Source organism: Ruegeria sp. G5, from assembly GCF_056533365.1.
This window is the reverse complement of sequence record NZ_JBQFOK010000003.1, coordinates 201,945-227,178: the sequence shown is the minus strand read 5'-3', so window position 1 is coordinate 227,178 and position 25,234 is coordinate 201,945. Positions and strand designations below refer to the sequence as shown.

The 25,234-nt window shown below is 55.8% G+C and carries 22 protein-coding genes and 1 pseudogene; 9 read left to right on the top strand and 14 right to left on the bottom strand.

What is annotated here, in order from left to right; all coding sequences use genetic code 11:
• Position 1: 1 nt before the first annotated feature.
• The 7 genes and pseudogenes from ACR0BD_RS07020 to ACR0BD_RS06990 form a co-directional block, all read right to left on the bottom strand.
• On the bottom strand, positions 2 to 472 hold the full coding sequence (locus tag ACR0BD_RS07020) for a phage holin family protein (protein WP_480696862.1): 471 nt from the start codon (positions 470 to 472) through the stop codon (positions 2 to 4).
• 10 nt (positions 473 to 482) lie between these two features.
• On the bottom strand, positions 483 to 728 hold the full coding sequence (locus ACR0BD_RS07015; RefSeq protein ID WP_480696860.1) for a hypothetical protein: 246 nt from the start codon (positions 726 to 728) through the stop codon (positions 483 to 485).
• Between the two features lie 148 nt (positions 729 to 876).
• Positions 877 to 1,542 carry a D-lyxose/D-mannose family sugar isomerase gene (locus tag ACR0BD_RS07010; protein ID WP_480829632.1) on the bottom strand — a complete coding sequence of 222 codons (666 nt, stop codon included), beginning with the start codon at positions 1,540 to 1,542 and terminating at the stop codon, positions 877 to 879.
• A gap of 18 nt (positions 1,543 to 1,560) precedes the next feature.
• A complete protein-coding gene (locus tag ACR0BD_RS07005) occupies positions 1,561 to 2,487 on the bottom strand; it encodes a carbohydrate kinase family protein (protein WP_480829631.1) in 927 nt (308 codons plus the stop codon).
• A 38-nt stretch (positions 2,488 to 2,525) separates the two neighbouring features.
• Complete coding sequence (locus ACR0BD_RS07000) at positions 2,526 to 3,506, bottom strand: glucokinase (protein WP_480829866.1); 981 nt, start codon at positions 3,504 to 3,506, stop codon at positions 2,526 to 2,528.
• Positions 3,507 to 3,545: 39 nt separating this feature from the next.
• Positions 3,546 to 4,850, bottom strand: a pseudogene (locus ACR0BD_RS06995) (GH1 family beta-glucosidase); the annotation flags it as partial.
• Between the two features lie 2 nt (positions 4,851 to 4,852).
• The gene (locus ACR0BD_RS06990) at positions 4,853 to 5,884 is read right to left on the bottom strand and encodes a LacI family DNA-binding transcriptional regulator (protein WP_480829630.1); all 1,032 of its coding nucleotides are present in this window, start codon (positions 5,882 to 5,884) and stop codon (positions 4,853 to 4,855) included.
• Between the two features lie 214 nt (positions 5,885 to 6,098).
• Here ACR0BD_RS06990 and ACR0BD_RS06985 point away from each other — a divergent pair, with 214 nt between their 5' ends.
• The 9 genes from ACR0BD_RS06985 to ACR0BD_RS06945 all read left to right on the top strand — a co-directional run bounded on the left by ACR0BD_RS06985 (position 6,099) and on the right by ACR0BD_RS06945 (position 17,088).
• Complete coding sequence (locus ACR0BD_RS06985) at positions 6,099 to 7,367, top strand: ABC transporter substrate-binding protein (protein ID WP_480696852.1); 1,269 nt, start codon at positions 6,099 to 6,101, stop codon at positions 7,365 to 7,367.
• A 66-nt stretch (positions 7,368 to 7,433) separates the two neighbouring features.
• A complete protein-coding gene (locus ACR0BD_RS06980) occupies positions 7,434 to 8,441 on the top strand; it encodes a carbohydrate ABC transporter permease (RefSeq protein WP_480696850.1) in 1,008 nt (335 codons plus the stop codon).
• A gap of 4 nt (positions 8,442 to 8,445) precedes the next feature.
• On the top strand, positions 8,446 to 9,594 hold the full coding sequence (locus ACR0BD_RS06975; RefSeq protein ID WP_480829628.1) for a carbohydrate ABC transporter permease: 1,149 nt from the start codon (positions 8,446 to 8,448) through the stop codon (positions 9,592 to 9,594).
• A gap of 9 nt (positions 9,595 to 9,603) precedes the next feature.
• Positions 9,604 to 11,259, top strand: a complete 1,656-nt coding sequence (locus ACR0BD_RS06970) for an alpha-amylase family glycosyl hydrolase (protein WP_480829626.1) — start codon at positions 9,604 to 9,606, stop codon at positions 11,257 to 11,259.
• A gap of 3 nt (positions 11,260 to 11,262) precedes the next feature.
• Positions 11,263 to 12,345 (top strand): ABC transporter ATP-binding protein, encoded by a 1,083-nt coding sequence (locus ACR0BD_RS06965; protein WP_480829624.1) that lies wholly within the window; start codon positions 11,263 to 11,265, stop codon positions 12,343 to 12,345.
• A gap of 202 nt (positions 12,346 to 12,547) precedes the next feature.
• Entirely contained in the window at positions 12,548 to 13,672 is a 1,125-nt protein-coding gene (locus ACR0BD_RS06960; protein WP_480829623.1) for an extracellular solute-binding protein, read from the top strand.
• A 114-nt stretch (positions 13,673 to 13,786) separates the two neighbouring features.
• On the top strand, positions 13,787 to 14,899 hold the full coding sequence (locus tag ACR0BD_RS06955) for an ABC transporter ATP-binding protein (protein ID WP_480829622.1): 1,113 nt from the start codon (positions 13,787 to 13,789) through the stop codon (positions 14,897 to 14,899).
• 15 nt (positions 14,900 to 14,914) lie between these two features.
• Positions 14,915 to 15,835 carry an ABC transporter permease gene (locus ACR0BD_RS06950; protein ID WP_480696838.1) on the top strand — a complete coding sequence of 307 codons (921 nt, stop codon included), beginning with the start codon at positions 14,915 to 14,917 and terminating at the stop codon, positions 15,833 to 15,835.
• Positions 15,832 to 17,088, top strand: a complete 1,257-nt coding sequence (locus tag ACR0BD_RS06945; RefSeq protein WP_480829620.1) for an ABC transporter permease — start codon at positions 15,832 to 15,834, stop codon at positions 17,086 to 17,088. The genes ACR0BD_RS06950 and ACR0BD_RS06945 overlap by 4 nt, the downstream gene beginning before the upstream one ends.
• A gap of 36 nt (positions 17,089 to 17,124) precedes the next feature.
• On the opposite strand, the gene ACR0BD_RS06940 is transcribed toward ACR0BD_RS06945, so the two are convergent.
• From ACR0BD_RS06940 to melA, 7 genes are read right to left on the bottom strand one after another with little or no spacing between them, the layout of a single operon-like run.
• The gene (locus tag ACR0BD_RS06940) at positions 17,125 to 19,044 is read right to left on the bottom strand and encodes a beta-galactosidase (RefSeq protein WP_480829619.1); all 1,920 of its coding nucleotides are present in this window, start codon (positions 19,042 to 19,044) and stop codon (positions 17,125 to 17,127) included.
• Positions 19,041 to 19,901, bottom strand: coding sequence for an SMP-30/gluconolactonase/LRE family protein (locus tag ACR0BD_RS06935; RefSeq protein WP_480829617.1), 861 nt, complete (start codon positions 19,899 to 19,901; stop codon positions 19,041 to 19,043). Before ACR0BD_RS06935 ends, ACR0BD_RS06940 begins: the two co-directional genes overlap by 4 nt.
• Positions 19,901 to 20,503 (bottom strand): 2-dehydro-3-deoxy-6-phosphogalactonate aldolase, encoded by a 603-nt coding sequence (locus ACR0BD_RS06930; protein ID WP_480829615.1) that lies wholly within the window; start codon positions 20,501 to 20,503, stop codon positions 19,901 to 19,903. The genes ACR0BD_RS06935 and ACR0BD_RS06930 overlap by 1 nt, the downstream gene beginning before the upstream one ends.
• Entirely contained in the window at positions 20,500 to 21,393 is an 894-nt protein-coding gene (locus ACR0BD_RS06925) for a 2-dehydro-3-deoxygalactonokinase (RefSeq protein ID WP_480829613.1), read from the bottom strand. Before ACR0BD_RS06925 ends, ACR0BD_RS06930 begins: the two co-directional genes overlap by 4 nt.
• Before the next feature lie 4 nt (positions 21,394 to 21,397).
• The gene (locus ACR0BD_RS06920; RefSeq protein ID WP_480829612.1) at positions 21,398 to 22,165 is read right to left on the bottom strand and encodes an SDR family NAD(P)-dependent oxidoreductase; all 768 of its coding nucleotides are present in this window, start codon (positions 22,163 to 22,165) and stop codon (positions 21,398 to 21,400) included.
• Positions 22,165 to 23,874 (bottom strand): IlvD/Edd family dehydratase, encoded by a 1,710-nt coding sequence (locus ACR0BD_RS06915; RefSeq protein WP_480829611.1) that lies wholly within the window; start codon positions 23,872 to 23,874, stop codon positions 22,165 to 22,167. The genes ACR0BD_RS06920 and ACR0BD_RS06915 overlap by 1 nt, the downstream gene beginning before the upstream one ends.
• 13 nt (positions 23,875 to 23,887) lie before the next feature.
• On the bottom strand, positions 23,888 to 25,228 hold the full coding sequence (gene melA / locus ACR0BD_RS06910) for an alpha-galactosidase (protein WP_480829610.1): 1,341 nt from the start codon (positions 25,226 to 25,228) through the stop codon (positions 23,888 to 23,890).
• Between the last annotated feature and the right edge of the window lie 6 nt (positions 25,229 to 25,234).

Here is a 25,234-nt window from a genome sequence, read left to right as displayed (position 1 = left end):
TTCAGTCGTCAGATTTCTTGCGACTGCGCGCGTATCTGATCGCTGTGCTTAGAATTGCGCTGACGATGTCTGGCGTAAGCGTCCCTATCGGGTCACGCCTTATACCGGTTACGGCGTCTCGAGCTTCAGACAGGCTTTCCTTGATCTCGGATTCGATGTCTTGCAGGGCCATATCACGTAGTTCGATCGCTGCAGATGTGTCCGTTGGCGGCGTCATTCCGTTCGCGAAAAGGGCCAGCCCCACTGCGACCAGCAGGTTTACACCAGCCAGAATAAGCGCCGCGGCAGGTTTGGTGAGCGCTGCGGACAACCAGAAAAAAGCGGCCACGTTCAGCATTATGACGGCAAGGCCTACGGCAAAACCCGCAGCGATGTAGAACCCTGTCTTTTTGGCCGCTACAGCGACCTGACGCTGAGCGATAAGGCGTTCTGCGCGCAGGATGATCGAGATATTGCGTGAGATACGGCTCATTTGCGCACTCCTACCGGGACCGACCGATAAGGTAGCCAACCGCAAAAACACCAAGCGCAAAGAGGATCGGTTTCTTATGCGGCAGATCCTCAAATTCGGTCAGCACTTCGTCGATTTGGGCAGACCACGCATCGAGATTGTCGGTAAAGGATGCACTTGCGCTTTCTTCGCCTTTTGGTGGCTCTGTCTTGGTGTGTTCAGCCAGTTGTCGGCGAAGTTCGGCGACCTCTGCTTCCAGCTCGGCTTTTGTTACCATCGTGACGGCCCTTTCAAACCTGACCGGGCATACGCCCGTATCGCTTACTGAATTAACGATATGGTAATCGGTTTTTCCTTTTTAGGGAAAGAGCTTATCCAGACGCCAGTAATAGACGTGGCCGTTTCATCGCTGACCCGAATTGATCTTAGTAATCCGCGACAAGCAAAAAGTCCGGAGTTGTGTCTTCTTCGATGGTTGCGAAACGCGGGATCGGGTCTTCGAACACGTTGTCCGTCCGGTCGTCGTTCACGGTCGAAACCTCGCCGATAAGGCAGTCCCCTTGTTCGGCCCAAAAGGCATGCCAAATGCCGGGCATCAGGGTAACGCTTTGGCCGGGCTTTAGGCGCAGCAATTCGCCCGGCTTAATGGTTACAGGGCAATTGTCGCTAGGCACCGTCACCGGGTTCTCGCGGTCAATACCGCCGTCGGGGTCAGAGGCGTAAATCTCCATCACAAGGTCCCCTCCGCCGCGGTTGATTATGTCTTCTGCCTTGATGATATGGCGATGCATGGGTGAGAGTTGTTTGTCCCGAGAAACCAACAGCTTCTCGGCATAGAGCATACCCCGGCCTTTGTTCAGATCGGCCACATCACCGTTGCGGAGGGTGAACAGGAACAACCCTAGTTCGTCGAACTTTCCCTGACCATAATCGGTTATGTCCCAGCCCAGACCCCGTTCACGGATGCCTTTCGCCTCGTCGCTGCGTAACCGATCTGGAGACCAATCAGCGAATGGGGGTAACACCGTGCCGAAGGACCGGATGAATGCTTCGGCTTCTGTCTTGATTGCGTTGATCTCAGATCGTTTCATTGGTGTCCCTCTCGCGGGTCAAAGTTCATGTGCCCAAGGCGGATTGGCCCCGGCACGGGATACGGTGACGGCGGCCACTTCTGCACCTTTTGTCAACGCGGCGTGCAATGCGTCTGACCCCACGCTGCGCAGCCCTTGCTTTGTCAGATGTTGCGCGCGGTCCAATTCGGCCAAAACGCCAGCGTTAAAGGTGTCGCCCGCGCCAACCGTATCGACGACATCGACTTTATTCACCGGCACTGAGGTTTCACCGCCGTTTGCAAGGTACCCAACTGCACCGTCGCTGCCTTTGGTTACAATCACGACAGCGGGACCCGTTTGCAGCAGTAGCGACACCTTTTGCGAAATGTCTTCTGGGCCGGGGATGATCCAATCAAGATCTTCATCGGAAACCTTTAGAATATCCGTCTGAGCAATCATACGGTTCAAACGCGCGCGATACCGGGTCTGGTCCTGAATGAAGCCGGGTCTAATATTTGGATCCATCATGACCGCACGTTCCGGTCCAAACCGTTCCAGAAGGGCAGCGTAGGCATCAGCGCAAGGCTCACATGCCAGGCTTATTCCCCCGAAATATAGGGCGGACACGGCCGGTAACTGCTGTGGCATGTCCTGCGGCATCAGCATACGACCAGCCGAGTTATCATCGATAAAGTTGTAGGTGGCGTGGCCGTCCACAAGTTGTACGAATGCCAAAGTCGATGGGCGGTCTGAAAAGATGACCTGGCTTACGTCGACATGGCTGGCTTTCAACGCTTCGGTCAGTTGCACTCCGAACATGTCTGTCGAAAGACCGGTAAGCATTCCGGCAGAAGCACCCAATCGGCCCAACGCGATGGCCGTGTTGAAGATCGCGCCGCCGGAATGCGGCACAAAACCTTGTTCGCCTGAAACTGTTGGGGCGGCGATCATATCAATCAGGGCTTCACCGCAGCATAAGATCATGCCGGGTCCTTTCTGTGTCCGAGTGTCAGGCGGTCAATCTACCGCGCAAGCGCACTTTTACAGAAGTTGTTAGCGCCAACAATGCCAAATTCGTCCTGTTTCGAGACATAAAGGTTCATGGACCTGCGTAAATCACTGAACCGACCCCCGGCGTTGAAGGCATCGCGGAACGCGTCTTTGAACAGCCAACGGTTTTTTTCGGCTACACCGCCAACAAGGAACACCCCGCCCGCAGGCATCATGACGACGGCCAAATCGCCCATCACAGCCCCCAGATGCGTTGTGAACATATGAGCCGCCTTTGCAGCTAACGGATCAGAGTTGTCGCGCGCGGCTTCGAGTATGGATTTGGCCGACCTTTCCTTGGATACGGTTTGACCAGCAGCAAGACCAATAGCTTGGTACAAAATTGGCAATCCGGTGCCGCTCAGGAACATCTCAGCTTCAAGCGTCAGGGTGTCGTCAAAAAAACACTCTGGTGCGACCTGACGCGCGGCGCGGAAAATCTCGACTTCATCTTCCTGTCGGGGCGACAACCCCACATGACCGCCCTCACCAGATACGGTGTGAAACCTGCCGTTCGAGTGCAAAAGCGAACCGACGCCAAGCCCTGTGCCGGGGCCTACGACAAGACGGGTCCCGACCGGTGGGGTTTGAAGGCCTTGCAGCACGTCAACATCATCGCCCGTGACCTCCGCAACCGACCATGCAGCAGCGGTGAAATCGTTGATCACAAAGGTATGCTGTGCTCCGGTCGCCTGGGCGATATCGCCTTCGGAAAGGTCAAGCTGGGCATTCGTCAGGCGGATCGTTCCATTGTGAACGGGCCCGGCCCCGGCTGCGACCACGGCACGTGGATCAGTACCTGTTTCGTCTCGCAGGCTTTGAAACGCCTCCAGCAATTGAGGAAGTTGACCTGTTGGCGACTTGCGAAGCTCGGTCAGTTTTCCATTTGAGATTACGCCAAGCCGCGTGTTTGTGCCGCCAATGTCGGCGACAAGGTTCCAATGCTCGTGCATGGCGCCTGCTGGCTGGGCCAGAGGCAATGATACGGAACCCTGAGACAGCGCCGTTTTCAGTGCCTGATACGAAGCTTTGGGCGTGCGCTCCATCGTTTCAAAGTCAACGTCAACCAGCCCGAAACGTTTCTCATATCCCAAAGCCCATTCGTAATTGTCCAGCAGCGACCATATGAAATACCCCTTGACCGGCACACCGACATCTAAAGCGTCCTGTACAGCACCAAGGTGTTTGTTCAAGTAATCAATCCGGTCGTCATCCTGCCGTCGTTCGGGGCTGGCCATGCCGTTTTCTGTGACATAGACCGGCAGGTCTTTGGTATAGTCATCTGCCGCCCGTTTCAGAAACCGGGTGAGAGCGGAGGGTTCGATTTCCCAGCCCATTTGCGTTTTCGGCAGTGGCCCGGGGACTTCTTGTAAACTGGGCCAAGAGGTCTCCGCAGGTGCGATCAGTTTGCGTGTGTAGTAGTTCAGGCCACACCAATCGACGGGGGTGCCAATGGTGGGAAAATCATCCTGCCAGCCTGTAGGCAAATGCGGTTCAAGCCCTTCCAGAACGTTCTCTGGGTAGGCTTTGTTGAAAACGCCGCTCAGGAAAAAGCGATTGTAAATTCCATCGTAAAGATCGGCTGCCTTTTGTGCTGCTGCGCTGTCATCTGCGGGTTCAGCCCATTCCAGATTGAATACTGCGCCAAGATTTGACATGCCCAAACCGCGCATAGCCTCGATCGCGCTTCCGTGGGCCAGCAGAACATGATGCATCGCACGCGCAGTGGCCCGGATGTCGCGCAGACCGGGTGCATGATGACCATCAAAATGGCTGAGCCAACTGACGCACCAAGGTTCGTTGATGGGCGCAACGCTGTACATCCGATCGCCGATCCGGCCCATGATGACTTCGGTGAAGTCCGCAAACCACCCGGCGATATCCCGGTTTCGCCAACCACCCAAATCGGCCAGCGCGGAAGGTAGTTCCCAATGATAGAGTGTTGCACAGGGACGGATGCCGCGCTCCAACAGCGCGTCTGCAAGCCTGTCGTAGTAGTCCAGCCCAGCCTCGTTTACTGTTCCGCGGCCTTCAGGCATGACGCGGGCCCAACTGGTCGAGAAGCGGTAGCTGTCAAATCCAGCATCCCGGACCAGATCGAAGTCTTGCGCAAAGCGGTTCAGATGATCGCAAGCCAGATCCCCATTTTCCTGACGCACCACATTTCCCGGTGTTCTGGCAAACGTATCCCAATGGGTTTCTCCCGCGCCTCCCTGTGCATGACCTTCGATCTGGTAAGCAGAAGTTGCGACACCAAAGATGAAATCTTTGGGGAAGTCAGTACGGGTATATTTCATTGTCAGAACCTGTTGGGAACGGGGCCGGTTGAGCCGCCAACTACCAGTTCGGCCTCCAGCAATCTAGTTTTTACCGGATCATCCGGTGATTTGATCCGATCTATCAGCATTTCAGCGGCCATTTCCCCGGCTTGGCGGACGGAAGACCTTGTCGCCGTGAAAATTGGAACGTTCTGTCCGTTTTTCAAATAGGACAGATCATCGTCATGCGCGATGACAGATACATCGCGACCCATTTTCAGACCGGCTTCGTTCAAAGCGCGGCGAACCCCTATGGCTGAAATCATGGATGAAATAAGTATCGCCGTCGGCGGGTTTTCCAACTGGAGCATGTCTCGCGTTTCGCGATGTCCATAAACCTCGGTCATCTCGGCGCTGCGCATCAAGGCCGGGTCAACGGTCAACCCGGCCTCACCCAGGGCTTCCAGATACCCGGCGCGACGTCTTTGTGCGAAGTCCATATCCTCAAGCCCGTTTATCAGTGCAATCCGGCGGTGACCTAGGTCGATCAGGAACCTAGTTGCGCGCAGAAACGAGCTTTTGTTGTTCACATCAATCCAGTCATAGGGGACCTCAACACCGGTCGAGCGCCCATGTACGATAAAGGGAACAGCCATGCGGTTCAGAACTTCGATGCGGTGTTCGTTGACCTTTGGGCCTTGCAGAACCACGCCGTCGACGGCTCCGCGTTGAAAAAGGTCCCGGTAGGCGCGTTCGATTGACGTGTCGTCGGCATTCGTGAACATCATGTCATAGCCATGTTCAGCATAAGTGCGGGCGGCACCGGCGACGAAATCGCCAAAGATCGGGTTTACCATTTCATGCTGGGATGAGCTGGGGATGACATGTCCAATAACCATTGACCGGCCTGTAGCCAACCCTTTCGCCCGGCTGTTCGGGCGATACCCATACTTGGCCGCCGCCGCCTGAACCCGTTCCCGCGTGGCTTCGTTCACTTCGGGGTATCCGTTTAGTGCGCGACTTACCGTTGTCTGCGAAAGCCCGAGGGTTTCTGAGAGCTGCTTTAGGTTCATAGTATTCAAAGCGCCTTCAAATTCATGCTTAAAACGTTTTGTGGGCAAATCGCGCATAGGTCAACATTTTTCGCGAAACATCTGCCTTTATTAAAATTATCGCCGAAGAAAAACGAATTATTGACAGAGCGTGATTGTTGGCGGATAAAACCTGCCATTCAAAGCGCTTTGAAAAACGAGTCACATGCGCGTGAAAATGTTGGGAGGATACTTCATGAAACACTCGCTTTACACAGGTGCGGCAGCGTTCGCCCTGATGGCGGGCGCGGCGCAGGCCGACAAGGTCACCGTGTTCGGCCCGTGGTTGGGCCCGGATCAGGAAAACGTTGAAAAGGTCTTGGATGGCTTTGCCGCAGCAACCGGACATGAGTACGCCTATGTCGGCTCGGACAGTTTTGAACAGCAGATCCGGATCGACGCCGAAGCGGGTTCTGCGCCCAATGTGGCGGTCTTCCCACAGCCCGGGTTGGCAGCGGATATGGCGAAGTCGGGATTTCTGACCCCGCTAGGTGATGGAACTGCAGATTGGATTCGTGACAACTATGCAGCTGGCCAGTCCTGGGTTGACTTGGGGACGTATGAAGGGGCCGACGGGCAGGATCACCTGTACGGCTTTTTCTACAAGGTCGATGTGAAGTCTCTGGTCTGGTACGTGCCCGAAAACTTCGAGGATGCCGGTTACGAGGTGCCAACCACGATGGAGGAGCTTAAGGCTCTGACGGACCAGATCGTGGCGGATGGCGAGACACCGTGGTGCATCGGTCTGGGCTCTGGCGGAGCGACCGGATGGCCAGCGACAGATTGGGTCGAAGACTTGATGTTGCGGACCCAATCGCCCGAGGATTACGACGCCTGGGTCTCTAATGAGATGAAGTTCAATGACCCCAAGGTTGTTGCCGCCATCGAAGAATTCGGTGCTTTTGCACGCAATGACGACTATGTCGCGGGCGGCGCAGGCGCAGTTGCCACCACCGATTTCCGAGATAGCCCCAAGGGCATGTTCAGCTCACCGCCACAATGCTACCTGCACCGTCAGGCCTCGTTCATTCCGGCGTTCTTTCCCGAAGGTACGATTGTTGGCGAAGACGCGGACTTCTTCTATTTCCCTGCCTACGAAAGCAAGGATCTCGGTAGCCCTGTTCTGGGGGCCGGAACCCTTTGGGCGATCACCAATGACAGTCCCGGCGCGCATGCTCTGATCGAGTATCTGCAGACACCCGAGGCGCATGAGACCTGGATGCAGCTGACCGGTTTCCTGACTCCGCACAAGGGTGTGGATACGTCCCTGTTCTCAGATCCAACTTTGAAAAAGATGAACGACATTCTCCTGGGCGCGACCACCTTCCGGTTTGATGGATCTGACCTGATGCCTGGTGGCGTAGGTGCCGGTACGTTCTGGACCGGCATGGTTGACTACGCTGGCGGCGCACCTGCTCAAGAGGTTGCGGATGAAATCCAATCCTCTTGGGAAGCGCTCGACTAAGCGTTCGATCCCTGGCAACCCGTCTTTTCGGGTTGCCTAAACACATCGTCGCAAGGGAGACGCGGCATGCATCCGGCATTACAAGGCCTGCTGACCATCGCTATCGGCGTGTCAGGTTGTGTGGGCTATTTTTACCTGTCGAACCAGTTTCTGGACAAAATCCTGTTTCCCGCGCGGGGGCCCAATGCGGGGCGTAACATCAACCGGGCCAATATGATCCGGCCTTGGCTGTTCCTGTTCCCGGCTCTTGCCGCTTTGGGTCTTTACCTGGCCTATCCAGTGGTCGAAACACTGCGCCTGTCGTTGACAGACCGGGTGCCCGGGGGCGGGTACGAGTGGGTCGGCTTGGACAACTATGTGCAGATGGCGAACGAACCCAAATTCTGGGAGGCCATGCGCAACAATATGTTCTGGTTGATCATTGTTCCTGCGCTGTCGACCGCGTTTGGTTTGTTGGTGGCGCAGCTAACCGACCGCATCCGCTGGGGCAACGTCGCAAAGTCGCTGATCTTCATGCCGATGGCGATCTCTTTTGTAGGCGCGTCGGTGATCTGGAAACTGGTCTACGACACTCGCCCGGCTGAGCAAGATCAGATCGGGATGCTGAACGCGCTCTATATCTTTTTCGGTGGAACCGAGCCGCAAACCTGGCTGACCATCCCGTTTTGGAACAGCTTCTTTCTGATGGTGGTGCTGATCTGGATTCAGACAGGATTTGCCATGGTGATCCTGTCCGCCGCCCTGCGCGGAATTCCCGAAGAAACCATCGAGGCCGCCATTCTGGACGGCGCCAACCCGTTCCAGATTTTCTTCCGTATCAAGGTGCCGCAGATCAAAACCACCATTCTGGTTGTCTGGACCACGATCACCATCACCGTCCTCAAGGTCTTTGACATCGTGTTCGCGATGACCAACGGCCAATGGGAGACGCAGGTATTGGCCAACTACATGTATGACAAACTGTTCCGTGCCAATGACTGGGGCGTTGGATCTGCCTCGGCCATGGTGATCATGTTGCTGGTGACACCAATCCTGATCTGGAACGTGCGCAACGCGCGCAAAGAGATGGAGTGAGGCCATGAGCGATATTGCAGGAACCAAACCGGCGCTGCGCTGGGTCGTCCATGCCTCGGTCATCTTTTTGGTGGTGCTGTGGGTTGTTCCGACGCTGGGGTTGTTGATTTCATCGTTTAGAACAGCGGACCAGATCGCAACCAGCGGCTGGTGGAAGTCCCTGTTTCCATCGGAACAAAATCTGACGCTGCGAACCGCCCCGCCAGATACTCAGGTGCAAGAAAACGGGTTATACGTGATCGAGGGTAACCTGTTTGACGCCGGAACAACGGCGACGATTTCGAAATGGGGTGTCAGCTCTCGCGCGGTCGATGCATTTGTTCCGGGCGACACGGCAGAACTGCGCCGGGGTGGCACGGTCACGGTGGACGCCCAGGGCAACTACAGAATGGAAAATACCGAGGCGTTCTCGGGCAGTCGGGGCGCGCGTGTCTTTGTCACCGCTGAGTTGCCGCCCGAATTTACGTTGGACAATTACCACAAAGTCCTGCTGGCCGAAGACAGTACAGACAGCATGGGGCGCGCCTTTTTTAACACGCTGACGGTGACCATTCCGGCCACGATCATCCCAATTCTCGTGGCTGCTTTTGCGGCCTACGCCCTGGCATGGATGGATTTTCCGGGTCGTGCGCTACTGATTGCTGCCGTTGTCGGTCTGCTTGTCGTGCCACTTCAATTGGCCCTGATCCCCTTACTTAAATTCCACCTGAATATCGGCATTGGAAAGGGTTACCTTGGTGTCTGGATGGCGCACACAGGGTTTGGGATGCCTTTGGCGATCTACCTTTTGCGCAATTATATGGCGGGTCTTCCGCGCGACCTGATTGAAAACGCTCGGGTCGATGGTGCGACCGAGTTTCAGATATTCACCAAGCTGATACTGCCCCTCAGCTTCCCGGCTTTGGCCTCCTTTGCCATCTTCCAGTTCTTATGGACATGGAACGATCTGCTGGTTGCCAAAGTGTTTTTGATCGACGCTTCAGGGCAAACCACCGTCATGACCAATCAAATCGTCGAGTTGTTGGGAACGCGCGGCGGTAACTGGGAAATTCTTGCCACGGCGGCTTTCGTGTCGATTGCTGTGCCGCTGATGGTTTTCTTCGCAATGCAAAAATACCTGGTTCGCGGTCTGTTGGCCGGGTCCGTCAAATAGAGGCGTCCGATGAACGTGCAAAACAGTGTGAAAACGTCAAACTCAACCAGAGCAAACGCGGATTGGTGGCGCGGTGGGGTGATTTATCAGATCTACCCGCGCAGCTTTCAGGATAGTAACGGTGACGGGATCGGCGACCTGAAGGGCATCACGCAGCGTCTCGGCTATATTGCCTCTCTTGGGGTCGATGCGATCTGGATATCTCCGTTCTTCAAATCCCCGATGAAGGACTTCGGCTATGATGTCAGCGATTATCGGGATGTTGATCCGATGTTTGGCACAATGGCTGATTTCAAGGATCTGCTGGATCAGGCGCATGGTCATGGCCTGAAGGTGATGATTGATCTGGTTCTGTCGCACACGTCGGACCAGCACCCTTGGTTTAGCGAGAGCCGCGCAAATCGGGAAAACCCAAAATCGGATTGGTACGTTTGGGCCGATCCCAAACCGGATGGAACGCCCCCGAACAACTGGTTGTCGATATTCGGCGGCTCTGCATGGCAATGGGATGCGCGGCGGCTGCAGTATTACCTGCACAATTTTCTGACGTCGCAGCCGGACCTGAATTTTCATTGCAAGGATGTACAGGACGCGCTGCTGGATGTTGCAAGGTTTTGGCTGGATTTGGGTGTCGATGGGTTCCGTCTGGACACGATCAACTTCTATTTCCACGACGACCAACTGCGTGACAATCCCGGTCTGCCGCTGGATCAACGCAACGCGTCGATTGCCCCGATGGTCAATCCGTACAACCACCAGGATCACCTGTATTCAAAAAGCCAGCCGGAAAACATCGCATTCCTTGAACGTCTACGGGCGCTGACCGACGAATACGAAGGTCGCGCCTGTTTGGGCGAGGTTGGTGACGCCCAACGCGGTCTTGAGATCATGGGAGAGTATACGTCCGGCGATAAGCGCATGCACATGTGTTATGCCTTTGAGTTTCTTGAAAAGCGTAAACTGACGGCGCTCTATGCCAAACAAGTCTTCGATCAGCTCGAGGATAAAGCCGGTGATGCGTGGCCCTGTTGGGCGTTCTCGAACCATGACGTGCAGCGCCATGCGTCTCGATGGGATCTGGACGAAACGGCTATCCGTCAATACGCGGTTTTGATGATGTGCCTGCGCGGTTCAGCTTGCCTATATCAAGGCGAGGAACTGGGCCTACCCGAAGCAGACGTCGCATTCGAAGATTTGCAGGACCCGTACGGCATCGAATTCTGGCCCGAGTTCAAGGGTCGTGATGGGTGCCGAACGCCAATGGTCTGGGCGTCACAGGACGAGCAATCCGGGTTTAGCACCAGCCGCCCTTGGTTGCCGGTCAGTTCTGCGCAGGCAGAACGCGCGGTGGATCGGCTTGAAAGGGACCAGAACTCCATGCTGCATCATTATCGCGCTGCGATTGCGCTGCGGCATGCTCATCCGGCGTTAATGGCGGGGTCACAAGAGAAGATGGCCCAAACGGGATCTGTTCTCACGTTCTATCGCGAGGATGCAAGTGAGCGCGTTTTTTGCGCCTTTAACCTCGGGACAGACACCGCTGAGGTCGGCTTGCCTGAAGGCAGTTGGCGGGTGATCGGGGAGGAATTGGGCAGCGTTGCGGGAACAGGGACGGTGTCCCTGGACGCTGCCCAATTCTGTTTGATGGTCGAAGAGAGGGGATAAGCCATGTCAGAACTCAATCTCACGGATGTGGCCAAAACCTATGGCAATGTTGATGTCCTTAAAAATATCAATCTGGACATCGAAACCGGTGAACTGATTGTTTTCGTGGGCCCGTCTGGATGCGGGAAATCCACATTGCTTCGGATGATTGCGGGGCTCGAAAAAATCTCGGGGGGGACGCTTGAGATTGAGGGTCAGGTGATGAACGACGTGCCCCCGGCACAGCGTGGCATTGCGATGGTGTTCCAAAGCTATGCGCTATATCCCCACATGACGGTCCGTGAGAACATGGCTTTTGCGCTCAAGATCGCCAAAATGCCAGCGGCTGAAGTGGATGCCGCAGTTGAACGTGCGGCACGTATTTTGCAGCTTGAGCCGTTTCTGGATCGCTTGCCTAAGGCTTTGTCGGGCGGGCAGCGGCAACGCGTGGCCATCGGTCGAGCCATCGTGCGCGATCCCAAAGTGTATTTGTTTGACGAACCGTTGTCGAACCTGGACGCCGCATTGCGGGTCGCCACGCGGATCGAAATTGCACGTCTGAAAGAGGCTATGCCGGACAGCACGATGATCTATGTTACGCATGATCAGGTTGAGGCGATGACATTGGCCAGCCGGATCGTGGTCTTGGCGAATAAGGGAATCGCCCAGGTTGGCACTCCGCTGGAGCTGTATGAGACACCCCAAAACGAATTTGTCGCTCAATTCATAGGCTCGCCTGCAATGAACCTTTTGCCGGGGGTAATTACGCAGACCGGCGAAAAAACCACAGTAAAACTGGATGGCGGGGGAGAGGCCGTGTCAAGCATCCCGACCAACGCGTCGGATGCGGGTAAAAAGGTCAATATCGGTGTGCGTCCAGAAGACTTTCGTCCAACAGATGAAAACCCGATTTTAGAAGGGCTGGTTGATTTCACCGAGGCGCTTGGAGAGGTGACGCTGCTATACTTTGCAGCTCAGGAGGGTGCAGATCCGATGATTGCAAAGCTCCCTGGCGTTCAGCGAAACATGCGTGGTCAATCCGTCTCGGTCACGGCGGACCCGGACAAAGTTCATCTGTTTCACGATGGCATCTCAATGAGACAGTAGGGTTTTGGCCGCATTGCGCTACGTTCAAAACCGCGCAGCTTAAAGCGGTGCCTTAACGATGGCGTTTTGCGCCAAACGACTGAATTTCATGAAAACTGGACCTATCGAAAAAAAGAACTGAAACTTTTGGACTGACAGCCGTGTCGGGAAAGTCTAGCGTGTAACCACAAAAACAAAAAAGTTAACAACGGGAGAGACGACTATGACTGAACGGAAAAACCTGTCCAGACGTACAATACTCAAAGGTGCAGGGGCCGCAGCGCTGGCCGCTCCGCTTTATAGCAAAAGCGCGTTGGCTTCGTCGGGTGAAATAAACATCCTCATGTGGTCCGACTATCTGCCGCCCACTTTCCTGCAAGAGTTCGAAACCCTGACCGGCATCAAGGTGAACTATACCGGTATCGGGTCGAACGAGGAAATCATCAACAAAATGAAGGCCACCAAAGGGCAGGGTTTCGACATCGTGTCGCCGACCAACAACCGCTCTTTGCAGTGGGAGCCGCTGGAGTTGCTGCAGCCTTTCGACATGAACAAAGTGCCAGTTGACCTTGTGAACCCAGCTATGGCAGCGATCGGCACAGATGCGTGGAACTTTGGCGATGCTGGCGTCCACTGGTTGCCACACATCTGGGGTACCGAGGGCGTCGCTTACCGCACAGACCTGTGGTTGCCAGAGGGTGACGCGCCATCTTATGGTGATATCTGGTCCGAAGAAAACGCAGGCAAAACCATGGGTCGCGCGCATTCGATGATGCTGGGTGCCGGGCTTTACATGGAACGCTCAGGAGAGATGGAGCCTGGTTCTGTTTGGTCTGCCTACAACGACGAAGAGACCATGCGGAAGGTTTGGGGTCAGATCACTGACTGGTGCATCGCGCGCAAAAACCGGATCAAGTTGATCTGGAACGATGCCGATACCCAAAAGAACGGCCTGTTGAATGAAGGTGTTGTTGTCGGTCAGACTTGGGATGGCCCGCCTTTGGCGCTTAAATCCGCAGGTGAGCCGGTGCACTATCAGGCACCTGTCGAAGGCGCGATGGCTTGGGTCGATGGTATGTCCATTCCGACGGGCGCGGCGAATATCGACCAGATTTATGCGTTCATCGACTTCGCCTATCAGGCGAAACCGGCAGGTGTGGCAATCGACAGCCACGGCTATAACTCGCCAGTTCTGGGCGCCGATCAGTACTCTGGCGACACCTACAAAAAGAACTTTGCCGAAGCTTACCCGGGTGACTCGCTTGCCAACCTGAACCCTTGGCCCGCCGAAGCTCCTTGGTACGCCGAAACCAGAACAGAGTTCGTCAACAAGTTCAAAAGCGCCTGATCGCTTTGAAACGGTGCCCTCCGCGATGTCGCGGAGGGTTGTCCGCCCGTCCGCCTATGCGTGACGGAAACAAGAAAGGTGCGCACCGCGATCGCACCAATTGGAGATACCGAGATGAGTGCTGGGGTCGGTGTAGATCTTGAAAACCTGTGGATCCGGTTTGGCGATTTCGTCGCCGTCCGAGATGCCAACGTGAATATCAACGGTGGGGACTTTTTCTCGTTCCTGGGCCCTTCTGGGTGCGGCAAGACAACGATCCTTCGGGCGGTTTCAGGCTTTCTTGATCCAAGTGAAGGGAAGGTGCTGATCGGCGGAAAAAACATGCAGGGCATCGGGCCGAACAAACGGCCGACCGCTTTGATTTTCCAAAACCTCGCTTTGTTCCCGCTGATGAAAGTGTGGGAGAACATCACCTTTTCGATGGAGATCAAAGGTGCAACCGCTGCTCAGCGTCGAAAGCGCGCTGATGAGTTGTTGGACATGATCGCACTTCCCGGCCAAGGGGACAAACTGCCTAGCGAATTGTCAGGCGGTCAGCGCCAACGCGTCGCGATTGCCCGCGCATTATGTGCAGAACCAGATGTATTGTTGTTGGACGAACCTTTGTCTGCGCTGGACCTGAAATTGCGGCAACATATGCGAACAGAGCTACGCGAAATTCAGCAGAGGGTTGGCATTACGTTTATCTACATTACGCATGATCAGGGCGAGGCGCTTACCATGTCCGACAGTATTGCGGTCATGCGAGCCGGTGTCATCGACCAGATCGCGGATGGTAAGACGATCTATAATGACCCATCCACTGCATTTGCGGCGTCATTTGTCGGCGAAAACAACGTGTTTCGCGGAAAGATCAAGAAAGTTATGGGAAATGAAGCGCTGATTGAGACCAATCGCAGTGGCGATCTTGTTGCGCGCATTTCGACAGCCAATCAAGGCAAAATGAAAGAAGGCGATGCCGCGATGATGTTCCTGCGCCCCGAGGCCTTTGCGATCGCTTCGACGCAGGCACCCGGAGAAAACTCTGTTACTGCGCGCGTGAAACACGAAGAGTTCGAAGGAAACGTCTTTAACATTTTCACCGAAGGTGAAGGTGGAAAAGAGATCAAGGTCTCGCTGCCGAATATCGGGCAATCATTTGAGGATCATACAGGCCAGACAATCACCCTGGAATACGAGACCCGTAATGCGGTTCTGGTTCCGGCGGGTGAATTGGCGGCGGAATAAGGGGGGATATAAAAGATGCCCCGGTTCCTGAAAGAATTCTTCAATCGCAATGGCACTGGAATGGGTCTGGCGATCCTGGGTCTGGTGATCTTTTGGACGATCGGACTGATCATTCTGCCGCAACTGTCGATGTTGGACTTTTCGTTCCGCCCAAACTTACCACCGCCTGAGATTGGTGGACCGAAGGACGTCTATACCCTTGAGAATTACAAATACCTGATTTACGGCCCCGAGGGCGGCAGTCAGGACTATAATGCTGTCGATCTACGGGTGTTTTTCCGCACTTTGATTGCGGCGGTTTGCGTTACGATCTTCAATCTGATCATCTGCTATCCGATTGCGTATTATTTGGGCCAATCCAAGGGCAACCATATCCGCATCTTTGCGATCATGTTGATCATCCCGTATTGGATCAACGAAATCCTGCGCGCATTCGCCTTGCGGATTATCTTTGGTGAAACCGGGGTGTTGAACACGCTTTTCGTCGGGTTGGGTATCTTTGACACGCCGTTCGATTTCATCCGCAATGACATCGCGCTCTATGCCGGGTTGGGCTATGCCTACATCCTTTTGATGATTTTCCCGATTTACAACGTGATCGAAAGCCTCGATCACAATCAGATTGAGGCTGCGCGTGATCTGGGGGCACCTTGGTGGCGGATTCACTGGCGCGTTGTTATTCCTTACGCCAAGCCGGGGATTAGCTCTGGCTGTACAATGGTGTTTATGCTGTCCGCAGGGGCGCTGGCTGCGCCGCAGATTCTGGGTGGGCCGTCATCGTTGTGGTTTACGCAGCTGATCTACCAGCAATTCAACGATAACAATGACTGGCCGCAAGGCGCGGCATACGCAATCGTTCTACTGGTGACCTGTATCCTGTTTGTGTTGGCCGTAATGCGTCTGTTCAAGGTGAACATGGGGGATATCGGGAAATGAACCTATCCTTCCTGCGTGTCAGTATTTGGGTCTATCTGGCCCTGTTTTTTCTGTATCTCCTGGGCCCGCTCGTGATTATGTCGGTCACGGCCTTCAATTCGTCCGCGTTTCCGCGAATGACGCCTTGGGAATGCCTGACCTTCCAGTGGTTCGGAGAGCTGTTCCAGGATCAACGCATCCTCAATGGTATCAAAAACTCATTGATCATCGGAGCTGGTACCGTGGTCCTTTCAGTGGCGATGGGTCTGGCGGGCGCGCTGATGTTGACGCAGATATGGCCCAAGCTGCGTGCGACCTATTACACGATCATCATCGCGCCGATCCTGATTCCGGGCGTGGTTCTGGGTATCTCGACGCTGGTGTTCTGGGACCGCATCAATCGCATGTTGGGGCTGGGTGCCGACAGCGTTCTTTCGAACGGAATCTTCCTGACCGTTATTGGCCAGTCCACCTTTATCGCGAGCTATTGCATGCTTGTTCTGGTCGCCCGTTTGCAGCGTTACGATGTGGCTTTGACCGAGGCGGCACTGGACCTGGGTGCAAGCCACGCGCAGGCGTTTCGCAAGATTTTGTTGCCATTCATGCGTCCTGCCATCGCCAGCGCGGCCGTATTGGCGTTTCTTGCATCCTTCGAGAACTACAACACGACGACTTTCACTTTTGGTGAATATCCGACGCTTACAATCGAATTGGCGCAGAAGGTCCGTTATGGCATCACGCCGTCGATCTCGGCGTTGGCGTTTATCATTGTAGCGCTCACCATTTTCTTTGCATTGTTGAACGAGGCGAAGCTCAAGCGTCAGGAACTGGTTGCAGCGGCTCGTAAAAATGCGACCGTGGAAGAACTGGCAGGCAAGATCAAATTGCCCGGTTTCTTTGCGGGCAACATGGCTGCTGTGTTTCTGGTCATCTTCGCAATCGCAACGATTACTGTCGTCGGAACGGCCACCGCGTATAATCCTGCGCAGTGCATCGCCAACGTGAAAGAGCAAAAGCAGTTGGAAGCGGAACAGCGTATTCAGGAATTGCGCAAACAGCGCGAAGAACAACGCAAACAGCGAGAGGCCGAAGAGGCCGAACAGGGCGGCGCTCAACAGTCCGCACCCAAACCTTCGAACAACAGTGGCTTTGGTAACGTCTTTGCGCCCAATGCTTTGGGCGGAGGAGATGCGGAAGCAGAAAGCGCACCGGAAACCTCAGGCAACGGAGGGTTCGGTGGGGCGTTCGATCCAAACGGCCTCAAGTCTGAATAACAGGCGCTGATCAGTGCTGTTACCTATTGGCAGAGGTTAGTCCTCTGCCAATTCACCCTTTTTCAGGATGGTTACATCGCAGGCGTCAATCACATGACCATTCCACGTCACCGGTTGCGCGTTGTAATTGATCAGGAACGTGTGCTCTGCCGTGTCACGGCGGCGCAGGCCGCCGGGCATATCGTGCAACGTCAACCCTGCGTGGCGCCCAGCCATGTTGACTACACGGTCCCAGAGGGTTTCGTCTGGAAAGCCAGCCAGGTACCACAGTTTTTCAGTGCCTTTTAGCGCAGCGGTCCCGTCCGCAAAGGTCAGCAGGTCGGGCGCGGCCCCGGACAAACGATCAACCCAATGCAACGCGGCCCCACCATCGACCACTGTGCGATGAGCTGTCGGCGGAAGCGTTTCGACCAAGTCGACGTTGACGTTCAATTCGGCCAGGCCGGGCCGGCCAGACCCGGGGATCTGAAAATCCCGCGTGATCGCACCAGAACGCGGCCCAAGGATTGCCAGATCGCAACCTTTGATCAGCCGCTCTTCCAGGGCGTCGTTCATTGTGGCAAGGCCGGGGGCCACGATCACCTTATACCCCTTTTCGGGGATGGTATCGGGGGACAGGAAATCGATTGACAATCCGGCACGCCGCAAGGCGCGGTATGCCGAGAAAACAAGGCGGAAATAGTCAAAACCTGCCCCATGCGGCAGCGTCGCCCATGCCCAATCCGAGGCATAGTCAAACACGATTGCCACTTGGGCCTGTTCCTGTGTCACATCCCCCAAAGTCGCCAACGTGTCAGCGGTACGCCGCGCTTCGGCGGATGCCGGAGCGGGTTCGCTGTTGGATGTCAGCAATCCGGCATGCATTTGTTCTTGCGCGAAAGGGGCCTGCCGCCATCGGAAATAGCTGACGACCTCTGCCCCATGCGCCACCGCCTCAAGCGACCAAAGACGCACCATACCAGGAAGAGGGGCGGGGTTATAAGGTGCCCAGTTTACCGGACCCGGCTGCTGTTCCATGATCCACCAGCGGCCACGGCCAACGGCGCGGTACAAGTCATGGTGAAAGGCTTGCATGTCGGGATCACCTTGCTGGAGGAACGCCGCCTTGTGCGCGTCATCCGCTTCGAGCCGATCAGACAGAAAGCCGATCGGATAGCTGTCCCATGTTGCAATATCCAGGTCTGCGCCAACCTTAAAGTGGTCGAACTCCAACACCCGGCCCATGTAATTGTGCAGCAGCGGTGCATCTGTCAGCGGACGCAAAACATCGACTTGCGCCTTGTTAAATACAGCTACCTGATCCGAGCTAAAACGACGGAAGGCCAAAACATGCGCTGGATTGGGCACCGTCACGGTCAGGTTGGGCAGGTCAATATCATCGAAATTGGCATATTCCATTGACCAGAACACGTTGCCCCACGCCTCGTTCAACGCGGCAATGGTTCCGTATTCCTGTTCCAGCCAAGACCGAAACGCGACTAACGCCGGTTTGCTGTAACTTAGCGTCGTGTCATGGCAGCCATATTCGTTATCGGTCTGCCATGCAGCAACATGAGGGTTGCGACCATATCGTTCGCCCAGAATGCGGGTGATCCGTTCACATTCCTCGATGTACCCTTGATGGCTGAAACAGTAGTGCCGCCGCGATCCAAACTTGCGCGGATGCCCTTCCTCATCATAGGCCAGCATGTCGGGATGCTTTTCCAGCATCCACCGAGGTGGGGTCGCAGTTGGAGTTCCCAAAACGACTTTCAAACCAGCTGCGCCAAGCGTGTCGATTGCCTTGTCCAGCCATTCCAATTGCAGGTCGCCGGGTGTGGGTTCCATACGGCTCCATGCAAATTCGCCGATCCTAACCCAAGTCAGACCCGTATCGACCATGCGCGCAGCGTCCTCGGCCCAGGTATCTTCGGGCCAATGTTCGGGATAGTAGCAAACACCAAGTTCAGGTTTCATATGATCACTCTGTGTTCTGGTTGGCCTTGGCCTACATCGCTTGCGCTGAAGGTCATGCCATTTGACGGATGTGTTTCCAAAGTCGTTGCATCCAGGCCTTGGCGAGCCGTCGTGCAAAACAAGGTGGTCAAGTCAGGCCCACCAAAAGCCGGGCAAGATGTATGTGCGGCACCGAACTGCACGGCCTTGATGAACTGGCCGTTTTGATCATAAGCCGCGACCCGATGAGCACCCCACTGGGCGATCCAGATATTGCCGTCCTGATCCACCACCGCACCGTCCGGATTCAGATCCTCGTCGCGCAGATCTACGAAAACCGTACTTTCCCCTTCGGGCCAACCGTTTTCTTGGTTCAAAGACCAACGCATCACCTGTTGGGTCGCGGTGTCTGTGAAATAAACGCACGAGCGATCGGGCGAAAAACAGATTGCGTTCGAAATTGTTACGTCCGGAACGAGCCGCCGTAGTTCGCCGCGCCAATAACGGTAGATTGACCCGGCACGTTGCTCTGCCTTTTTGCCCATTGTGCCAATCCAGAAGCCCCCCCAAGGGTCCGCGCGGCCATCATTTGATCGCGTAATAGGGTTGTCAGCTTCAAGTGGCACGATCAATTCTTGTGCGCCGGTCGTCATGTTGAAACGCCACAAGCCAGTTTCCGACGCCATAAACAGCGTCTCTTGATTCACCCAGCCAGCCGCCGAGACAAATTCGGAAAACTGCCAAGTGCGTTGCCCACCGTCTTGCTGCGTCATCAGACGCCTGCTCAGAATGTCGAACCAGAACAATTGGTTCCGTTCCGGGTGCCACAATGGCCCTTCGCCCAATTCACAAGGACGGTCGTCAAATACGATACTCATCAGATTGCCTTGTCGTACGCGCTAACAATCTGTGCTGCGCGGTCCGCAATCTCGGCAACAGACATACCTGGTTTGAACAAAGCCGATCCTATGCCAAAGCCGTCGGCACTCGCTTTGATCCATTCGCCGAAATTTTCGGGGCCTGCGCCACCGACGGCGTAGACCTGCGTGCCTTTCGGCAATACCGGCCGCAGAGCTGCCAAACCAGTCGGGCCCGCCATAACTCCGGGAAACAGTTTGAGCCCTGTGGCCCCAGCCTGCAGCGCTGCGAAAGCTTCGGTTGGCGTAAAGATCCCGGGCCAGCTTTGCAGGTTCAAGGCGACCGAGCGCCGGATGACCTCAACGTCGCAGTTGGGTGAAACGATCAGCTTACCACCGACGTTTGCGACCTCTTCGACTTGTTCTGGAGTGAGAACTGTCCCGGCGCCGATCAAGGCGCGATCTCCGAACTGGTCGGCCAGACGTTTGATGCTGTCCAACGGATCGGGCGAATTAAGAGGGACTTCTATCTGATCAATTCCGGCGTCGATCAGTACTTGCCCGACATCTTCGGCCTCTGCAGGGGTGAGGCCGCGTAAGATCGCGATAATGGGGCGGCTCATGCTGTTTGTCTCGTCAGGTTTCGGGCTTGTTGCAGGCCAGATAGAGTTGAATTGGTGTCATCAGAAATCTCGACAGACGCGCCTTGCTGCTTAAGAGCTTGCGCATAGATCTTCGATAATCCTTCCGCGCCAATGATCGCGATTTGCTGACCCAACCAGTACGGTCGCGTGGCTGAAAGTTCTGCACCAATCAACAGGCCCGATAGACGGGCGCTTGCAATGCCTTTGTCTTGTGCTTGCAAAAGGTCTGCGGCCCGCAGGGTAAACAACCGGCCTGCCAATTGATCAGGTTTGGCAATTGCATCTGCCGTGGCTTCAGCGAAGGCTTCGTCGTTCCAACCATCCCCGACCGAATGCCTAAGGACGGATTGTCCGCGCAGCAGGTTGAATAATTCGCCGGTCATGAACGTCCGAAAGCTGACAACTTCGCTCGCACTGACCTGAACCCATTTTGTATGTGTGCCGGGCAGGCAAATCACGCCATCCCAGTTGCTTCGACCAGCCAGATAGCCGGCGATCTGGGTCTCCTCGCCACGCATCACATCCGGCGGGCTGACCTGTTTCAGGCCGGGAACCACGAATGCACGAATACGGGGGTCTGTACCGGGCACGCGGATCGGCGGGGCAGGAACAGGGGCGGAAGGAACGGAGCCATAGGGGGCTTCCACCCATCCCTGACGTGCGCCGACCATACCACAGGCCACCACGTCAATGGGGGCAGTGCCGAGCCAGTCGCTGATAAGTTCCAACAGTGCGCCCTGAAACTCATCTTTGCTCAGGCGTGCCATGCCTTTTTCGGATTGCGCCTGATCCACAACCTTGTTTCCCTGCATGGCCCAAACCCGCAGGTGTGAGGTTCCCCAGTCTACCGCGATCCATTCGATAGTCATGACGTTACCCCGTTACCACCACGCCGCCATCCACGACCATACACTGGCCCGTCATTGCGCGGCTGGCCTGTGACGCAAGGAAAAGTGTCGGTGAGATCATGTCTTCAGGCTTGAGATGTTCCTTGAGACACTGGCGATCCAGATGAGCGGCCAAGTCCTCGGGTGTGGCCCAAAGATCAATCTGTTTTTGCGTCAGAACCCAACCGGGGGCCAGTGCGTTAACGCGGATGTTCTGTGGTCCAAGCTCTCGGGCCAATGACCGCGTCATTCCCGTTATGCCCGCATTCGATGTGGCGTAGATCGGATATCCGGCATTGCCCATCATGTAACTGATCGAGCTGAAATTGATGATTGAGCCGCCTTTACCTTGCATCTGCTGTGCTGCTTCCTGACAGGCAAAGTAATAGGCTTTCAGATTTACTTCGATCATCCAGTCCCAGAATTCGGTCGTCGTTTCCTCGAGGGAATGACGTTTGTCGTTGGCGGCGTTGTTGATCAAAACGCTGATCGGACCGTGCGCCTCTTGCGCCTGTTTCATCGTGTTTCGAAGCAGGTCGGTATCCGTCATGTCGCCTTGGAGAAACAGCGGAGCGCGGCCGTGCTTTTCGCGCATTTCTTCAACAAATTCGGTGGCATCCGAGCGGCCGATAAAAGCCACCTGGGCACCCTGCGCCAGGAACCCATCGGTCAAAGATGCGCCAACCCCCGATCCGCCACCGGTGATGTAAACCGAGGCACCCTCAAGGTCTTGAAATTTGGCGGGTTGGTCCATTAGTGGCTCTCTCTTGTTACGAGGCGGGTGTCTTTGCCCACTAGGAAATCAAGGTCAGCACCCTGATCAGCTTGCAGCACATGGTCGATGTAAAGTCTGGCATAACCGCGGGTGTAGTGTGGATCCTCCGGTTGCCATTCGGACCGGCGTGCCTCCAGTTCCTGTTCATCCACTAGTAGCTCAAGTTCGCCCTTGCTGGCCGATACGCGAATGCGGTCGCCTGTTTTGACAAGCGCCAGCGTACCGCCCGCTTGGGCTTCGGGGCTGACATGCAGAATAACGGTGCCGAATGCGGTGCCTGACATGCGCGCGTCCGAGATACGGATCATGTCACGCACGCCCTCTTTCACCAGTTTTGCCGGGATTGGCATGTTGCCGACCTCGGGCATACCCGGATAGCCCTTGGGGCCACATCCTTTGAGAACCAGAATGGTTTCGGGCGTTACGGGCAGATCATCGCGGTCAATATTGGCTTTCAGGTCTTCGATGCTTTCGAAAACGAACGCCTCGGCCTCGGTCTCAAGCAGTTCATCCGTTGCCGCTGAGGGTTTAACGATAGAGCCATTGGGCGCGAGATTGCCCCGCAGGACACGAAGACCAGCGGCGGGTTTGACCGGGTCATCAAAGCTTTTGATGACGTCAGAGTTATAGCATTCTGCGCCTTCATAGTGGGCCGAGATGTCTTTGTTCAACACAGTTTTGGCAGGGCGCAGGAACGTCTTTAGCTCGTTCAAGACGACCGGCACGCCACCTGCGTAGCAAAAATCTTCCATCAGGTATTTACCAGATGGCATACAGTTCACAAGCAGCGGGATTTCAGAGCCGATCTCAAAGTCTTTCAACGTCAGGTCAACGCCAACGCGACCTGCCAGCGCCAACAAATGAACGACGGCGTTGGTCGACCCGCCCACAGCAGCATTGGTCAGGATCGCGTTCTCGAACGCCTCTTTGGTCAGGATGTCCGAGGGTTTGAGGTCTTCGTCCACCATTTCGACAATCCGCTTGCCGGTCAGGTGCGCCAGTGCCATGCGGCGGGCGTCAACTGCGGGCAGGGCGGCGTTGGTGGGCAGGGACATGCCCATCGCCTCAACCAGCGATGCCATGGTGGATGCGGTGCCCATTGTCATGCAGACACCTTTGCTGCGCGACATGCCGGATTCTGCGTTCATGAAATCCTGCAGAGTCATTTCGCCCGCGCGGACCTCTTCCGAGAATTTCCAGACGTCCGTGCCAGAGCCGATATCTTTGCCTTTGAACTTACCGTTCAGCATCGGGCCGGAACTAACCACAATAGAGGGCAGATCGACCGAGGCCGCGCCCATCAACTGCCCCGGTGTGGTCTTGTCACAACCGCCCAGCAGGACAACGCCGTCAATGCCATATGCGCGGATCGATTCCTCGACATCCATGGCCAGCAGGTTCCGGAATAGCATGGCGGTCGGCTTCATCTGGGTCTCGCCCAGCGACATGACCGGGAATTCGACGGGGAACCCTCCGGCCTCCCACACGCCGCGTTTCACCCCTTCGGCCAGATCGCGCAGGCCGGAGTTGCAGGGCGTCAGTTCAGACCATGTGTTGCAGATGCCGATAATCGGGCGCCCGTCAAAGGCATGATCGGGAAAGCCCTGGTTCTTCATCCACGAGCGGTGGATGAAACCATCCTTGTCCAGCTTTCCGTACCAGTGTTCCGAGCGGCGTTTCTTGGTCATTGGCTAGGCCCTTTCAAGCGGCTTTGGCAGGCTGACACCAGTCGGGCAGCCAATCAGAATGTGCGGTCAGTAGATCGGACACCAAATTGCGGATCTGGCGCAGGTCCAGTTCGGCGGCAGTGTGCGGGTCCATCATCGCGGCGTGATAGATGAATTCGGGGTTCTGGTCGACCAACGCCCGAACTGTCAGTTCCTGCACGTTGATCTGCGTGCGCATCAAGGCAACCAGTTGGGGCGGGATATCCGTCACGACCGAAGGTTGGACGCCGTTGCTGTCCACCAGACAGGGTGTTTCCACGGCTGCCCCGAGTGGCAATTGCGGAATTTGACCTGTGTTCGGCAGATTCCCGTAAGCCACATAAGGCGTGTCCGTGACGATCGAGTTCATGAGATCTGCGGCGAACTCATGGCTGCGGGTGACTTCGATGTCGCGACCATCCGTTAGTGTCTTGGCCTGTTCTTTCCAATTGGCCACCTGTTCAACGCAACGTGTTGGGTACTCGTCCAATGGGATCGAGAATTTGTCGATCAGGTCTTGCCGCCCGTCCTTGATGAACCAAGGCACATATTCTGCAAGATGCTCCGAGCTTTCGGTGCAGAAGTAACCCAGATGGTCCATTACTTCGTAACGTACCTTGTTCGGGCAGCGCGGCATCAGCAGCGGTGGCTTGGGGATCTGACCGCTGGCATATCCCTGACGTAAGGCGGGGTAGAGGTCACGACCGTTGTGTTCCAAGCGCAAAAAGAAGGCGACGTGGTTGACGCCCGCCACCTTGTATCGGAATTCATCTTTTGGCAGGTTGAGGTCATGGGCCAGCTCTTCGACGGTGTTCTGTACCGAATGGCACAGGCCAACTTGTTTGAGCGCTGGAAATTGCTCGGCCAAGGCCCAGGTGTTGATCGCCATTGGGTTGACGTATTGGAGCAACGTCGCATTCGGGCAGAGCTGCATCATATCCCGCGCCACGTCCCACAACACGGGCACGGTGCGCAACCCGCGCATGATGCCGCCGACGCCTAGTGTGTCTGCAATGGTTTGGCGCAGGCCGTATTGCTTTGGAATTTCGAAATCAGTCACGGTACAGGGCTCGTACCCACCGACCTGAAACGCGGTAATCACGAAATCGGCCCCGTCCAGTGCCGCGCGGCGGTCTGTATGGGTGGACACTGTGGCACCGGTTCCGACTGCGCGGATCATGGCACGGGCAACGGTTTCGCTTTCGGCCAGGCGCTCGGCGTCAATATCCATCAGGGCAAAATGGCTATCGGCCAGAGATGGAGTCAGAAGGGCATCGCCCACGATATTTCGCATGAAGATCGTGGAACCTGCACCAATAAAGGTAATCTTGGTCATGGGTCG